This is a genomic window from Halorarius halobius (genome assembly GCF_024298865.1).
In the GTDB taxonomy this organism is placed as follows: domain Archaea; phylum Halobacteriota; class Halobacteria; order Halobacteriales; family Haloarculaceae; genus Halorarius; species Halorarius halobius.
On record NZ_CP101161.1, the window covers coordinates 166,654 to 181,471 of the forward strand.

A 14,818-nucleotide genomic window follows, 5' to 3' on the forward strand; every position below is an offset into this window, starting at 1 on the left:
CCGTCTCAGGGGGCGGTCGACATACGGCTTTCGCGTTCCCTACAGGAGCGCACGGACCACCGCTTGCGGGTCGCCGAGCGGCGGCGCCAGCCTGAGGTCCGCGACTACGCCGGCGTGGTCGGACGGCCACAGTTCCCGGTCACCTATCTCGACTCGCGCCGCCGGCGTCTCGCCGGTTCGGCGGGCCGCCAGGGGTTCGACCGGCCCGCCGACGAACGCCGCATCGATGCGCCGGTCGAGCCGCGACTCGACGTTGTGGAGCGTCGGCAACTGACAGCAGGTCGGACCGTCCCCCTCCGTGGCTCCCCACGCGTCGGTGAACGCCCCGGACAGCGTTGCGTACGCCGACGGCTCCGGAACGTTCGGGCCGCTGTTGAAGTCGCCAAGCAGGGCGAGCGGCCCCGCATCGTCCCCGACCGCGTCGAGCAGTTCGGCCGCCTGTGCCCGCCGGACGAGGCCGGAACTCGACGCGAGGTGCGTCGACACCGCGGTCAGGGGCACGCCGTCGAGCAGACAGTCGGCCCGACAGTACCCCCGGGTCGCCGTCAGGGTCCGGTCCCCGACAGTCGTCTGCACGTTGACCGCGTAGTTGGCGCTCGCCGTGTCCACGACATCGACATCGCGCCGGACCAGTAGCCCGTCTCGGTCGAGCAGACGGACGGTGAACGGGTCGCCACCGGGCGGCCGAGCGGGCAACACCACGTCGGCGTTGGACACCGTAGTTGCGACGCGGTACGGCACGTCCCGCTCATCGAGACCGGCCTGCAAGGCGGCGAGGAAATCCGCACGCGTCTCGGTCGGGTCACCGTCGGCGGGACCGCGGGCGACGAGCGCCGCCTCCTGCAAGCCGACGACTGCGGGGCGCTCACGGGCTATCTCGCCCGCGATGGCTCGCATCCGCGTGGAGGCGCCCGAATCTAGCACCTCTCGGTACTTCGCGTGGACACGTTCGGGGACGATTTCGTCGGCCGACAGCAGGCCGAACAGTCCCGTTCCGAGACCGAGGTTGCGGGTCATCACCCGGGTCTCGGTGGTCGCTTCCCACGCCGACACTCGTGGTATGGAGACGGCGGGGAGACTCGCGGCCGCACGGAGCAGTTCGCGGCGATTCGGGGACACGTCAGGGCGTTCGACGCGGCGACGCAAAACGTTACAGGAGGTGGGACAGGGTCCCCCGGAGCGCGTCCGCGGCGGCGCGGACCTCCGAGCGGGCGACGTACTCCCGGTCGGCGTGAGCAACGGCACCCTCGTCGTCCGCGAGCACGCCCGGCCCGAACACCACGGTCGGCGCGTCCGACGCGAAGTACGACGCCTCCGTAGCCGCCGAAAACGGGCGTATCGCACCGCCCGATTCGGCCGCGAGCGTCGCCGCCAGCGGGTCGTCCGCGGGCGTGTGGAACGCCTCCAGGAACGGCGTCGGTCGGTCGGTCAGCGCGACCGACACCGACACGTCGTCGGGAGCGTGTCTCCGGAGATGGGATTCGAGCGACTGGCGGAACTCTTCGGCCGACTCCGGCGGGACGCTCCGCCGGTCGACGGTGAACGAACACCGCGCAGGGAGCTGGTTCGTCGCCTCGCCCCCATCGATGGTCGTCGCCTGCAGGGTTGGCACCCCGAGCGAGTCGTGAGCTCCCGGCCCGTGTGCGTCGTCGTAGCCGTCGAGCACGTCGAGCACGGAAGCCGCGCCGTGGACGGCGTTGGCTCCCGACGCAGGTTCAGCGGCGTGGGCCGCGACACCCTCGACGACGACGGTAGCCTCGAACCGGCCCTTCGCGGCATTGCAGACGTCCAGACCTGTCGGCTCTCCGACGATGTAGCCGTCCGCATCGAGGTCGAGCGCGGCCGCGCCGGTCGACAGCACCTCCTCGTCGGGCGTGACCGCGAGCGTGAGGCGGCCGTCGGGGTCACACGCGAGGAAGGCGTCGAGGAGCGCCGCAAGCGGCCCCTTCGCGTCGCAGGCGCCCCGCCCCCGGACCACGTCGCCGTCGCGCTCGAACGCGACGTGTGGCGGCACCGTGTCGATGTGGGTGTTGAGAACGAGATGCGGGTCCCCGTCGCCCTTCGTGGCGAGAGTGTTCCCCGCGTCGTCGACCCGGGGGTCGTGGCCGTGGGCCGCGAGCGTGTCGACCAGCAGGTCGCGCATCTCGCTCACGGCTTCGTGTGAGGGCGTACGGACAGCCCGCTCGTGGAACGCGAGGAGGTCGAACGCCATCAGTCGCCGGTCGCCGTCGACCGGGAGGGACGGCGCGGCACGTCGGTTCGGAACTCGACGGCCGTCGGCCCCCGGAGCGTCGACCCGTCGCCCTCGATAGTCACTTCGAGGTCGCCACCCGGCGGCGAGACGCGCGTCGGGTCGCCGGTATCGAGCAGGCCGAGGCGGTGGGCGACCGCGGCGACGGCGACCGCACCCGTCCCACAGGAGTCGGTCTCCCCCTCGACGCCGCGCTCGTAGGTGCGCTGGCGGAACCCGTCGCCGTCTTCCGCGGCGAGCGTCACGTTCGCGCCCTCGGGAAAGGCGTCGGCGTACCTGACCGCGGGCGCCACCGCCGCGAGGTCGACGGCGTCCACGTCGTCGACGACGGCGACGGCGTGGGGGACCCCGGTGTTGACGGCAGTAACAGTCAGCCCCTCGACGTCGGTCTCGACGAGCGGGTCGGCGGCCTCGACCGGGACGTCCGCGGGGTCGAACGAGGGAGCACCCATCTCGATGGTGACGCCCGTCTCCTCGACTGCGGCGTGGCGCGTCCCGCTCTGGGTGTCTATCATCACCTCGTCCGCCCCCGTCTCGGCGGCGGCCCACGCCGCCGCACAGCGGGCGCCGTTGCCACACATCGCGGCGACGGAGCCGTCCGGCTGGACGAGCGTCATCACCACGCGCGGCGGCGAGTAGCGGTCCTCGACCGCCAGAAACAGGACGCCGTCCGCGCCGACCCGCGGCGAATCGGGGTGTTCGATGCCGGTCTCCCGGTCGCAGAGCGCGCGGGCGAACGCCCGCCGGTCGGGCACCTCCTCGGCCGCGTCGACTACTACGAAATCGTTGCCAGTGCCGTGGAACTTGCGTACCTCTACCATCGTTCTAACTCCGTGATGTCGGTCAGGTCCTCGCGGCGCGCGACGAGTCGGTCGTCGCCGCCGTCCAGCGCGACCACCGCCGGGCGGGGCCGCGAGTTGTAGTTCGACGCCATCTCGTAGCCGTACGCGCCCGCGTTGCCGACCGCGAGGTGGTCGCCCCGTTCCGGGGCGGCCAGCGGCCGGTCGCGCGCGAGCACGTCCGCCGTTTCGCACACCGGGCCGGCGAGTTCGACCGACTCGGTCGGGCGGTCGTCGGCGTCGGGCGCGAGCGAGCGCACCGCGTGGTAGGCGTCGTACAGCGCCGGCCGGAGCAGGGTCGTCATCCCCGCGTCGATGCCGACGACCGTGGTCTCGGGCGTCTCCTTCACCGTGTTGACGGTCGAGAGCAGGACGCCCGCGTCCGCGACGAAGTAGCGACCCGGTTCGATGGCGAGGCGGGCGTCTACCTCGCCCAGTGCGTCGCGGGTCGCGTCCGCGACCCTGTCCAGGTCCAGCGGCGGTTCCGTCTCGCGGTAGGGGACGCCGAACCCGCCGCCGACGGCGACGAACTCCAGGTCGCCGACCTCGCGGGCCAACTCGCCCATCCGCGAGACGAGTTCTCGGTGGGCCGCGAGGTCGTCGCCCGAGATGCCGCTCCCGGCGTGGGCGTGGATACCGACGACCTCCCCCACCTCGCGGGCCGCGTCGACCACCTCCCCCGCGCGGTCGTAGGGGACGCCGAACTTCGGCTCCGCGCCGGTCGACACCTTCGCGTGGTGGCCCGCCCCCACGCCGGGGTTGACGCGGACGCAGAGCCGCCCCTCGTAGCCGCGCTCCGCGAGGCGGTCGAGCGTGTCGCGGGCGCCCACGGTGACCACGATGTCGTGGGCGCGGCCCACCTCCCCGATGTAATCGAGGTCGCGGTCGGGGGGGTTGACCGCCGTGTAGCGGATTCGTTCGCCGGGGAAGCCGGCGTCGAGCGCGCGCTTCACCTCGCCCGCGGCCGCACACTCGGCGTCGACCCCCTCGGCTTCGAGCGTTTCGAGCACCGCGCGGGTCGTGTTCGCCTTCACCGCGTAGGCGACGTCGGCGTCGGGGAACGCCCCCCGGAGACGGGTGGCGTTCTCCCGGACGCGGTTCAAATCGAGGACGTAGGTGGGCGTGGCGTGGCGGTCCGCGAGGTCCCGCAGGCGCTCGGCGTTCCAGTCCGCGAGCCGGCGCACCGCGGGGTCGTCGCTCATTCGCGCAGTGCCTCCTCCCGCTGGGTCGCTTCGAGGGTGTCCTCCTCGACGTGGGTTGCGACGACCGCGGGCTTGTAGGCGCCGCCCTCGAACAACTCGTGGTCGCCGACGCTCGACTCGACGTAGCGGATGAACGCCCGGCGCTCGGGCGGCAGGTGGCCGTAGACGATTTCCTCCTCGACGAGGTCGTAGACGGGGATGCGGGGCGTCAGCAGGGTGTTCTCCCCGACGACGCTGTCCTCGCCGACGACGAACCCCGAGGTGACCCGACAGCCTGCGCCCAGCGAGACGCCGTCCTCGACGACGACGGGTGCGTCCTCGACGGGTTCGAGCACGCCGCCGACGAGCGTGTTCGCGCCGAGTTTCACGTTCTCGCCTATCTGCGCACAGGAGCCGACGGTGTCACAGGAGTCGACGAGCGTGCCGTCGCCGACGTGCGCGCCGATGTTGACGAAACTTGGCGACATCATGATGGCGTCGCTCCCGACGTACGCGCCTCGGCGCACGACCGTCCCGTCCGGCGTGTTGCGGGTGCCACGTCCCGGCAGGTCGTCCGTCCGTCGCAGGGGGAGCACGTCGTGGTACGTCACGTCGCCGTACTCGTGGGCGGCGATGTCGCGCAGGCCGAAGTTGAGCAGGATGCCCTCCTTCACCCAGTCGTTGGCGGTCCACTCGCCGCCGGACTTCTCGGCGGCGCGCACCTCGCCCGCCTCCAGCGCGTCGAGGAACTCACCGAGGACGGCGTAGTCGTCCTCGGTCGTGTCCTCGGCGGAGAGGCCGTTCTGGTAGCGGTGCCACAGGTCTCGTACGTCGGATTGAAGCGTCATGCCAACACCTCACTGAACTCGTAGGACCCGGCCTCACGGCCGGCCAGCCACTCGGCGGCGTCGACCGCGCCGGCCGCGAACACGCGCCGCGACTCCGCGCGGTGCGTGAGCGAGAGCACCTCGTCGTCGCCCGCCAGCGTCACCTCGTGTTCGCCGCGGACGGTGCCCGCTCGGCGGACGTGGACCCCGACCTCGCCGGGATCGCGCTCGTGGTGGCCCTCGCGTCCGTACACGCGTTCGAGTGCGTCCTCCCGTGCCGAGTCGATTTCGTCCAGGACAGTTGTTGCCGTCCCGGAGGGGGCGTCGCGCTTCCCGCTGTGGTGGGTCTCGGTCACCTCGACGTCGTACTCGGGGAGCGCCTCGACGCCGGCACGGACCACGCGCAGCAGCGCCTGCACGCCCTTGGCGAAGTTCGACGCGCGCAGCAGGGGCACCTGCTCGGCGGCGTCCGCGAGCGCGTCCAGTTGCGCGTCGTCGAACCCCGTGGTGCCGACGACGACCGGGGTGCCGGTCTCGGCGGCCGCGCCGACGTGCTCGACCGTCGCCTCGGGGACGGTGAAGTCCACGAGGACGTCGGCCTCCTCGCGGAGCAGGGCGTCCAGTTCCGCGCGGTCACGCTGGTCGCCCTCGGGGTCGCGTGACACCGGGAGGACGGTGTGGCCCCGGCTCTCGGCCTCGGCGACGACCTCGCGCCCGGTCCGGCCCGTGGCGCCGGCGACGGCGACTCTCACGCTTCGGGTGCCGCCGCGTCCAGTTCGCTCAGTACCTCGCGCAGGCGGTCGAGGTTCTCCTCGCCCATCCGCGACAGCGGCGAGCGCATCGTCGCGGGCATGTGCCCGCGGATGGCCAGCGCCTCCTTCACGGGGATGGGGTTCGACTCGATGAACAGCGCGCGGAACAGCGGGCCGAGTTCGTAGTGGAGTTCCCGGGCGGCCGCGTAGTCGCCGTCGAGCGCGTGCTCGACCATCCGGCTGGTCCGCTCGGGTTCGACGTTGCCCGCCACCGAGATGGTGCCCGTCCCGCCCATCGACATGATGGGGAGGGTCAACTGGTCGTCGCCCGAGAGGACCGTGAAGTTCTCGTCGGCGGTCCGCTCGACGACTTCGGCGACCCGGTTCAGGTCGCCCGAGGCGGCCTTGTAGCCGACGACGTTCTCGTGGCCCGCGAGGTTCACGGCCGTCTGGACGGCGATGTTGCGGCCCGTGCGGCTCGGAACGTTGTAGATTATCTGCGGCAGGTCGACGGCATCTGCGACGGTCCGGAAGTGGTTCTCCATCCCGGCTGGTTCGGGCTTGTTGTAGTACGGCGAGATGAGCAGCAGGCCGTCGGCGCCCGCGTCGGCCGCCCGCTCGGACAGTTCCAGCGCCTCGCGGGTGTTGTTGGAGCCCGAGCCAGCGACGACCGGAACCGAGTCGACGGCGTCGACGGTTGCCTCGATGACCTCGACGTGTTCGTCGTGGGTCATGGTCGCGGACTCGCCGGTGGTGCCGACGGGGACGATGCCGTGGACGCCGCCGCGTTCGAGGCGGCGGACGTTCTCGCGCAGGGTCTCGAAGTCGATGCTCCCGTCGTCGTGGAAGGGGGTCGTCAGCGCCGGGAAGACGCCGGCGAAGGTGTCGTGTGTCATGTGCGTGTGGCTGTGGTGTCGATGTAGTTCGAAGGCGATGCCCAGGATGGCCCGCGACGAGACGCCACGCTCGCCGGGAGCCGTCTACGGGCGTTTGCCTTTCGAGAAACGGCCGTCACACCGGTCGCTCGTCGGCGGCCGACCGAGTGTGACTGGGTTCATGTGCGTCAAACTGCGACGCGCGGACTTAGGCGTTGCGTCCGTCGGGGAAGTTTGCCTCGGGCGTCGGGACGAACAACTGACTCGTCCCGACGAACGGACGAGTGGGCCGGCCCGGGGGCGACCGGCCCGCCGACGACTGGGACACCGTCTAGCGACACCCTTTCAAAGAGAGCCGAAACAGTTGGAGTATGCCACCGCTCCACGGGAGCCAGCGGGTCGCCGTTCTGGCGGACTCGCAGAACCTCTATCACACCGCCCACAGCCTCTACTCGCGGAACGTCGACTACACCGGCCTGCTCGACACCGCCGTACAGGAACGCGAACTCGTCCGGGCCATCGCGTACGTCATCCGCGCGGACAGTCCGGAGGAGGAGCGGTTCTTCGAGGCGCTCCGCGACATCGGCTTCGAGACGAAGATAAAGGACATCAAGACGTTCGGCGACGGCTCGAAGAAGGCCGACTGGGACGTCGGGATGGTGCTCGACGCCGTCACCCTCGGCGAGCACGTCGACGTGGTCGCGCTCTGTTCGGGCGACGGCGACTTCTCGCGGCTCTGCTCGCATCTGCGCCACCAGGGCGTCCGCGTCGAGGTGTTCGGCTTCGGCGAGTCGAGCGCCGAGGAGCTCCGGGACGCGGCCGACTCGTTCATCGACATGAGCGAGAACCCCGACCAGTTCCTGCTATAGGTACGCCAGCGCCGCCTCGTCGGGAACCTGCCGGAAGTCGCGGTAGTGGGCGCCGACCGCCCCGAACGAGAACGGTTCCTCCAGCGCGATTACGCGGTCGGCCTCCTCGCGGAGCCGGTCGAGAGTGTCTGGCGGGCCGACGGGCACCGCGAGCGTGACGTGGGCGGCGCCCGCCTCGCGCACCCGCCGCAGGCAGGCGGCCGTCGTCGCGCCCGTGGCGACGCCGTCGTCGACGACGACGACGCGTTTGCCCGCGAGGTCGATGCCCTGGCGGTAGCGGTCGGCCTTCTCGCGAGCGCGGGCGGCCTCGGCGTCGCGCTCGGCGTCGAGGTAGTCGTCGCTCACCCCGAGTTGCGCCACGAGGTCGTCGTTCACCCAGAGGGTGCCGTCGTCAGCGACGGCGCCGACCGCGAGCTCCGGGTTGCCGGGCGCGCCGAGTTTCCGCGCGACCACCACGTCCAGCGGCGCGCCGAGCGCGTCCGCGACGGGCCGAGCGACCGGGAGTCCGCCCCGCGGTATCGCCAGCACCACGTCCGCCTCGACGCCCGCCTCGCGGAGATGCTCTGCCAGCCGTTCGCCCGCATCGGTGCGGTCCTCGAACATGGCGTCGAACTTCGACGCGCAGGGGCAAAACGTTCACCTCGGCAAGAGAAGGTGGGTCGGAGACGCCGGCCGCCGGTCGGTGCTCGGTGACGGAGCTACAGGTCGTCGACCAGTTCGGCGCCGAGCCCCGTGTAGCCCGGGGGCGTCAGCGCCCGCAGTTCCTCGCGGACCGATTCGTCGACGTCGAGGTCGTCGAACAACTCGCGGAAGTCGTCGAGCGAGGCGCGCTGGCCTCGCGTCAAGGCCTTGATGCGCTCGTAGGCGTCCTCGTGGCCCTCCCGGCGCAGAATCGTCTGGACCGCCTCGCCGATGACCTCGGGGTTCGATTCGAGGTCATCGCGCATCACCTGCTCGTTGGGGGTGACCTTCCCGAGGCCGGTCGCGGCCTTGTCGTAGCCGATGAGACAGTGGGCCAGCGCCGCGCCGACGTTGCGCTTCACGGTCGAGTCCGAGAGGTCACGCTGGAGCCGCGAGGTGGTGACGTAGTCGCCGAGGAAGACGAGGTCCGAGTTCGCCTTCGAGAGGTTCCCCTCGCTGTTCTCGAAGTCGATGGGGTTCACCTTGTGGGGCATCGTCGACGACCCGGTCTCGCCCTCGACTGTCTCCTGGCCGAGGTAGCGCTGGGAGACGTACAGCCACATGTCCCGGTTCAGGTCGAGGAGGACGTTGTTCGCGTTGCGGACGGCGTCGAACACGGACTGGAGGTCGTCACAGGGGTTCACCTGCGTCGAGAGCGGCTGGTGCTCCAGTCCCAGGGAGCCGACGAACTGCCGGGAAAACGCGCGCCAGTCCACGTCCGGGTAGGCGGCGTGGTGGGCCGCGTAGGTGCCCGATGCGCCCGCGAGTTTGCCGGCCAGCGAGCCAGCGGCCCGCTCTACCTCGCCGACGGCGCGACCGAGACGGGCGGCGTAGACGGCGAGTTCCTTCCCGAACGTCGTCGGCGTGGCCGGCTGGCCGTGCGTGCGAGCCAGCATCGGCAGGTCGCGGTGGTCGCGGGCCATCCCGGCGAGCGTGTCCCGTAGCTCGCGGAGTTCGGGGACGAGCACGTCCTCGACGGCCGGCTTCACGAGCAGTCGCTGGGCGAGGTTGTTCACGTCCTCGCTGGTCAGCGCGACGTGGACGAACGGGGTTGCGTCCCCGCGGTCGATGCGCTCCAGCCGCTCGCGGACGAAGTACTCGACGGCCTTCACGTCGTGGTTCGTCGCCGGGTAGCCGCGCCAGCCGGCGGTCTCAAGCTGTTTGACGATTTCGGCGTCGTTCTCGTCGAATCCCTCGTACAGCGCGTACAGCTGGGCACGCTCGCCCTCGTCGAACGACAGCGGCGTCGCGTCGAGTTCGGCCAGCGCGAGCAGGTACTCCACTTCCACCCGGACGCGGGCGCGCATCAGCGCGGCCTCGCTGGCGTACTCCGCGAGCGGCTCCGTGTAGCCTGCGTAGCGACCGTCCAGCGGCGAGACGGCGTACAGCGGACCCCTGTTCGTCATGGTCGGGAGTGCGGTCACCGCGCGAAAAAGCGTGTCGGTCGCCGGTTGCATCGTCGTGAACACCACCGCCACCGAAACCCTGTTTGTACCCTATTTCTATACACGTATTCGCATATTCTCCCGCGAGTAACCGCAACTACTTTGCGCTCCCGCGAGTCGGATACGGACATGAAACTGGCCGGGATGGCCTCGAACCGTGGCCGGAACCTGCGACACATCGCCGACACGCTCGACGTCGAGTTCGCGGTGATACTGTCGAACGAGGAGGGTGCGCCCGTGCTGGAGGCCGCCTCCGAGCGCGGCATCGCCACCGAAGTCGTCGAGCGCGACGAGGGGGAGAGCCGGGAGGCCCACGAACGGCGGGTGCTGGACCGTCTCGACACCTACGACTTCGAGTTGCTGTGTCTCGACGGCTACATGCGCGTGCTCACCGAGTCGTTCCTCGACAGGGTGCCGACGACGCTCAACGTCCACCCGTCGCTTCTGCCCTCCTTCGACGGGAGGGACGCCCACCAGCAGGTGCTCGACGCCGGCGTCCGCGTCACCGGCTGTACGGTCCACGTCGTCGACGAGACAGTCGACGGCGGCCCCATCGTCACGCAGGAACCCATCCCCGTCTTCGAGGGCGACGACGCCGAGGCGCTGAAGGAGCGCGTCCTCTACGAGGGCGAGTTCAAGGCGTACCCGCGGGCCGTCCAGTGGTTCGCCGAGGACCGCGTCGAGGTCGACCACGACGCGGGCGAGGTCCACGTCGACGGCGACGACGACGGGGAGTTCCCCGCCCGGCGGGTCGTCAGCGAGGATTTCGAGACGGGCCTGCGGTACGGCGAGAACCCCCACCAGGACGCGGCCGTCTACGCCGACGGGGCCTGCGAGGCGGCGAACGTCGTCACCGCCCCGCAGTTGAACGAGGGCGCGAAGGCGCTGTCGTACAACAACTACAACGACGCCGACGCCGCGCTGGGGCTCGTCAAGGAGTTCGACGACCCCGCGGCGGCGGTCATCAAGCACACCAACCCGGCGGGCTGTGCCACTGCCGACACGCTCGCCGACGCCTACGCGGACGCGCTCTCGACGGACCCCCAGAGCGCGTTCGGCGGCATCGTCGCGCTCAACCGCGAGTGTGACGCCGCCACCGCCGAGCAGGTGGTCGACTCGTTCAAGGAAATCGTGGTCGCGCCCGACTACACCGACGCGGCGCTGGACGTGCTGACGACGAAGGAGAACCTCCGCGTACTCGCGGTCGGCGACCTCTCGACCGACGACGAGCGGATGACCGAGAAACCGATTACGGGGGGGCGACTCGTGCAGGAGCGCGACCGGCAGAAACTCGCGCCCGACGACCTGGAGGTCGTCACCGAGCGGGAACCCACAGACGAGCAAATCGAGTCGATGCTGTTCGCGTGGCAGACCATCAAGCACGTCAAGTCGAACGCCATCCTGTTCGCCAACGGAACCGAGACGGTCGGCATCGGCATGGGACAGGTCTCGCGGGTCGACGCGGTCCGACTGGCGGCGATGAAAGCCGAGGAACACGCCGAGGGGAAGAGCGCGGAGGGCGCGGTGATGGCCTCGGACGCCTTCTTCCCGTTCCCCGACGCCGTGGAGTACGCCGCCGAGGCGGGTATCGAGGCAGTCATCCAGCCCGGCGGCTCCGTCAACGACGAGGACGTCGTCGAGGCCGCCGACGAGCACGGGATGGCGATGGTGCTGACCGGCCAGCGGTGCTTCAGACACGACTGAGCGACAGCGAAGGAGTGTCTGAAGCCCGTGAGACGACGGAAGGGAGTCTCACGGCGTTTCAGACACGACTGAACGCCCAGGTTTTGCATCTCCCTCGGCGCGCTTCGCGCGCCTCGGCCTGTGTGCCGGCTCCGCCGATACGATTTAGCACGGCGGGCTGTCAGCCCGCCGCTCAGGCAATAACTCGGGGCAATATACGCGCCTCGCTTCGCTCGGCGCCGAAGAACCGCTCGCTCCCTGCGGTCGCTCGGGGACGCTACGGTCCCACAAACGCTTTGTCACAGCAGTAGCCAGAACTCGACGACGCCCTCCGATGTCACGCTACGACGCAGTCCTGTTCGACAACGACGGCGTGTTGGTCCACCCGCCGTCGTCCGAGGCACAGTCGGCCGCCATCCGCGACGCCTTCCACGAGGTGGGCGTCGAGTCGCCCCGCGACGACCACGTCGAGTACCTCTGTCACGGCGTCACCGTGGACGGCCTCCGTGACATCGCCGCGTCCTACGGCGTCGACCACGAGACGCTGTGGGACGCCCGCGAGCGGCACGACGACCGCTCGCAACGCGAGGCGTTCGTCGCCGGCCACCGGAGCACCTACGACGACGTGGACGCCGTCGACGCGCTTCCGGGGCCACGCGGCCTCGTCAGCAACAACCACCACCCGACCGTCGAGTTCGTCCTCGACCGCTTCGGGTTGGGGTTCGACACCTACTACGGCCGGCCGATGACCGTCGAGAGCCTGCGGTTGAAGAAACCGAACACGCATTTCCTCGACCGCGCGCTCGCGGACCTCGACGCCGACTCGGGGCTGTACGTCGGGGACAGCGAGAGCGACGTACAGGCCGCCCACAACGCAGGACTGGAGTCGGTGTTCGTCCGGCGGGAGCACAACCGCGACGCCGCGCTCGGCGTCACGCCGGACTACGAGGTGGAGACGCTGGACGCCGTCGGCGAAATCCTCGGCGACGGGGCGTGAGCGCGGACGCTACTCGACGTACGTGAACCAGTCGTCGTGGTCGTCGGTCCGGCGCTCCACGAGGTCGAAGAACGCCTGCTGGAGTTCCTCGGTGACCGGGCCGCGCGTCCCCGAGCCGATTTCGTTGTCGTCGACGCTCTTGATTGGGGTGACCTCCGCCGCCGTCCCCGAGAAGAACAGTTCGTCCGCGGTGTACAACTCGCCTCGCGAGATGACGGCGTCGTCGTGGACGGTGTAGCCGTGTTCCTCGGCGAGGGTGATGACCGTCTCGCGGGTGATGCCGTTGAGGATGGACTGCGCGAGGCCGGGCGTGTATATCTCGCCGTCGTTGACCATGAAGATGTTCTCGCCCGGTCCCTCGGCGACGTTGCCCTCCTTGTTGAGGACGATGGCCTCGACGTAGCCGTTGCCCCGCGCTTCCTCGCCGGCGAGCATGCTGTTGAGGTACGGGCCGGTCGCCTTCGCGTTCGTCGGAATCTGCGAGGAGGCGTGCTTGCGCCACGAAGAGACCATCACGTCGACGCCGTTCTCCAGCGCCTCCTCGCCGAGATACGCGCCCCACGGCCAGCAGGCGATTGCGGTGCGTGTCGGACAGTCCTTCGGCGAGACGCCCAGCGAGTCGTAGCCGAAGAAGGAGATGGGCCGGATGTAGCAGGATTCGAGCTCCTGCCGGCGAATCAGTTCCAGCGTCGCCTCCTTCAGCTCCTCTAGCGAGTAGCCGATGTCGAGGTCGTACGGCTTCGCCGACTCGTAGAGGCGTTCGAGGTGTTCGTCGAAGCGGAACACCGCCGGACCCCGCTCGGTGTCGTAACAGCGGATGCCCTCGAACACCCCCGTTCCGTAGTGCAGTCCGTGCGTGAGAACGTGAATCTGGGCCTCGTCCCAGTCCACGAACTCGCCGTCCATCCAGATGGTGTCGACGTCCATCTCGTCGAAGCCCATACCCACAGCCAACACCGCCCCCGTATTGAGTGTTGGCGGTTCTTGCCGGAGGAGAAATCAGCCGAGGCGCGCCAGCAGGTCCGCACCCTCGACGTACACGAGGTCGTGACGGTCGGCGTACGCGCGGGCGTCGGCGGGCGACAGCGCCCCGCCCGTCTCGTCGTCGAGCATCTCACAGACGACGACGGCAGGCGCGCGGTCGGCGGCCGCCGCGAGCGCGACGCCGAGTTCCGTGTGGCCCTCGCGGTCCGCGAGCAGGCCCGGCGCGGCCCGAAGGAGGTGGACGTGGCCCGGGGCGCGGAACTCGTCGGCGAACTGCGCGCGGTCGGGAGCGGCCGCGAGGTCGCCCAGCCGCGAGATGGTGAGCGCGCGGTCGTCGTCCGGGATGCCGGTCCGGGTGTCGCGGTGGTTGACCGTCAGCGAGAACGACGACCGTTCGTCGTAGTCGAGGTCGTGGTCGGCCGCGGCCGGGTGGTCGATGGTCTCCTGCACGAAGGGGAGGCCCCACGCCTCGGCGACCGCATCCGAGAGCGCGACACAGACCAGCCCGCCGGCGTCGTTGCGCATCCGGCAGACGTCGTCGCTGTCGACCGCCGCCGCGGGGTAGACGAGGTCCGTCTCGCCCTCGCGGTCGGCGGCGTCGTGGACCAGGACTGGCTCGCCGCGGGCGAACGCCTCGATGGCCGCGTCCACGGCGGTCAGTTCACTGCTCCTCGACACGGACGGTCACCTCCATCCCGTCGTCGAGGCCGAGCACGTCCCGGAGCTTCTCGGGCGCGATGACCTCCAGTTGGTCGGCGTCGTGGTGGGTGCGCTCGGGCGCGATGACGTGGGCCTCCTCGTACGTCTCCCCGTCGACGAGGACAGCGGCGGGCCAGCAGAACGCCGGGCCGTACGTCCGGTCGTCACCTTCCCAGCCGTCGATGCGGACGGGGTCCATCGCGTCCATCCGGGCGCGCGCCTCCACGCTCTCGGCGTCGAGGTCGACGTTCAGCGTCCCCGCGAACGGCTCGTAACCGAGCCGCTCGCGGAACTGCTCCATGTAGCCCGGAAGCGAGATGTAGTGGCGCCCCTCGCCCATCCCGCTGGTGACGGTGCCGTGAAGCGCCACCTCCGCGACGCCCTCGAAGATGCGTCGGTAGGCCTCGTACTCGCGGCGTAGCGTCCGGCGGCCGGCGTCGGTGATGGTGACCCGCTGGCCGTCGCCGACCATCTCCCGCTCGACGGTGCCGGCGTCCTCCAGTCGCTGGAGCCGGCGGGAGGCAGTCTGGTTCGAGGCGTCGAGTCGCTCCGCGAGCGCCGCACACGTCACGGTCGTCGGCGCGTCGGCGGCCCCCTCCAGCGCGAGATGCTTGAGAGTCGCCAGTTCGTCGGGACCGACCGACGCCACCTGTTCTTGCATACCACGGGCTACGGAACTCGTCGGTTTAAGCGTAACGAACGTGGAAAGCTTCTCAAAAATGAGATGGCGTGCGA

At 70.2% G+C, this 14,818-nt stretch carries 15 protein-coding genes; 3 read left to right on the forward strand and 12 right to left on the reverse strand.

Features of this window, described 5'->3' with window-relative positions:
- Nucleotides 1-39: 39 nt before the first annotated feature.
- From NL112_RS00900 to dapA, 7 genes are read right to left on the reverse strand one after another with little or no spacing between them, the layout of a single operon-like run.
- The gene (locus NL112_RS00900) at nucleotides 40-1,119 is read right to left on the reverse strand and encodes an endonuclease/exonuclease/phosphatase family protein (RefSeq protein WP_255150740.1); all 1,080 of its coding nucleotides are present in this window, start codon (nucleotides 1,117-1,119) and stop codon (nucleotides 40-42) included.
- A gap of 31 nt (nucleotides 1,120-1,150) precedes the next feature.
- Nucleotides 1,151-2,212 carry a M20 family metallopeptidase gene (locus tag NL112_RS00905; RefSeq protein WP_255150741.1) on the reverse strand — a complete coding sequence of 354 codons (1,062 nt, stop codon included), beginning with the start codon at nucleotides 2,210-2,212 and terminating at the stop codon, nucleotides 1,151-1,153.
- Nucleotides 2,212-3,072 (reverse strand): diaminopimelate epimerase, encoded by an 861-nt coding sequence (dapF, locus tag NL112_RS00910; protein ID WP_255150742.1) that lies wholly within the window; start codon nucleotides 3,070-3,072, stop codon nucleotides 2,212-2,214. The genes NL112_RS00905 and dapF overlap by 1 nt, the downstream gene beginning before the upstream one ends.
- On the reverse strand, nucleotides 3,066-4,292 hold the full coding sequence (gene lysA / locus NL112_RS00915; RefSeq protein ID WP_255150743.1) for a diaminopimelate decarboxylase: 1,227 nt from the start codon (nucleotides 4,290-4,292) through the stop codon (nucleotides 3,066-3,068). The genes dapF and lysA overlap by 7 nt, the downstream gene beginning before the upstream one ends.
- Nucleotides 4,289-5,119, reverse strand: coding sequence for a 2,3,4,5-tetrahydropyridine-2,6-dicarboxylate N-succinyltransferase (locus tag NL112_RS00920; protein WP_255150744.1), 831 nt, complete (start codon nucleotides 5,117-5,119; stop codon nucleotides 4,289-4,291). The genes lysA and NL112_RS00920 overlap by 4 nt, the downstream gene beginning before the upstream one ends.
- The gene (dapB, locus tag NL112_RS00925; protein WP_255150745.1) at nucleotides 5,116-5,850 is read right to left on the reverse strand and encodes a 4-hydroxy-tetrahydrodipicolinate reductase; all 735 of its coding nucleotides are present in this window, start codon (nucleotides 5,848-5,850) and stop codon (nucleotides 5,116-5,118) included. The genes NL112_RS00920 and dapB overlap by 4 nt, the downstream gene beginning before the upstream one ends.
- Nucleotides 5,847-6,746: a 4-hydroxy-tetrahydrodipicolinate synthase gene (gene dapA, locus NL112_RS00930; RefSeq protein ID WP_255150746.1), complete on the reverse strand. Its 900-nt coding sequence runs from the start codon at nucleotides 6,744-6,746 to the stop codon at nucleotides 5,847-5,849. The genes dapB and dapA overlap by 4 nt, the downstream gene beginning before the upstream one ends.
- A gap of 350 nt (nucleotides 6,747-7,096) precedes the next feature.
- Between dapA and NL112_RS00935 the strand changes: the two genes are divergently transcribed.
- Nucleotides 7,097-7,594: a LabA-like NYN domain-containing protein gene (locus NL112_RS00935; protein WP_255150747.1), complete on the forward strand. Its 498-nt coding sequence runs from the start codon at nucleotides 7,097-7,099 to the stop codon at nucleotides 7,592-7,594.
- On the opposite strand, the gene NL112_RS00940 is transcribed toward NL112_RS00935, so the two are convergent.
- Together NL112_RS00940 and purB are read right to left on the reverse strand one after the other, a co-directional pair.
- On the reverse strand, nucleotides 7,589-8,197 hold the full coding sequence (locus NL112_RS00940) for a phosphoribosyltransferase (protein ID WP_255150748.1): 609 nt from the start codon (nucleotides 8,195-8,197) through the stop codon (nucleotides 7,589-7,591). The genes NL112_RS00935 and NL112_RS00940 overlap by 6 nt on opposite strands.
- Nucleotides 8,198-8,292: 95 nt before the next feature.
- Nucleotides 8,293-9,681 (reverse strand): adenylosuccinate lyase, encoded by a 1,389-nt coding sequence (purB, locus tag NL112_RS00945; RefSeq protein ID WP_255150749.1) that lies wholly within the window; start codon nucleotides 9,679-9,681, stop codon nucleotides 8,293-8,295.
- Nucleotides 9,682-9,849: 168 nt separating this feature from the next.
- Here purB and purH point away from each other — a divergent pair, with 168 nt between their 5' ends.
- On the forward strand, nucleotides 9,850-11,424 hold the full coding sequence (purH, locus tag NL112_RS00950) for a bifunctional phosphoribosylaminoimidazolecarboxamide formyltransferase/IMP cyclohydrolase (protein ID WP_255150750.1): 1,575 nt from the start codon (nucleotides 9,850-9,852) through the stop codon (nucleotides 11,422-11,424).
- 313 nt (nucleotides 11,425-11,737) lie between these two features.
- A complete protein-coding gene (locus NL112_RS00955) occupies nucleotides 11,738-12,400 on the forward strand; it encodes an HAD family hydrolase (RefSeq protein ID WP_255150751.1) in 663 nt (220 codons plus the stop codon).
- Between the two features lie 9 nt (nucleotides 12,401-12,409).
- Here NL112_RS00955 and NL112_RS00960 read toward each other — a convergent pair whose 3' ends face one another.
- The 3 genes from NL112_RS00960 to NL112_RS00970 are packed head-to-tail and all read right to left on the reverse strand — an operon-like array spanning nucleotide 12,410 to nucleotide 14,744.
- On the reverse strand, nucleotides 12,410-13,342 hold the full coding sequence (locus tag NL112_RS00960) for a branched-chain amino acid transaminase (RefSeq protein ID WP_255150752.1): 933 nt from the start codon (nucleotides 13,340-13,342) through the stop codon (nucleotides 12,410-12,412).
- Nucleotides 13,343-13,399: 57 nt separating this feature from the next.
- A complete protein-coding gene (ribB, locus tag NL112_RS00965) occupies nucleotides 13,400-14,062 on the reverse strand; it encodes a 3,4-dihydroxy-2-butanone-4-phosphate synthase (RefSeq protein WP_255150753.1) in 663 nt (220 codons plus the stop codon).
- Nucleotides 14,046-14,744: a CTP-dependent riboflavin kinase gene (locus NL112_RS00970; RefSeq protein ID WP_255150754.1), complete on the reverse strand. Its 699-nt coding sequence runs from the start codon at nucleotides 14,742-14,744 to the stop codon at nucleotides 14,046-14,048. The genes ribB and NL112_RS00970 overlap by 17 nt, the downstream gene beginning before the upstream one ends.
- Between the last annotated feature and the right edge of the window lie 74 nt (nucleotides 14,745-14,818).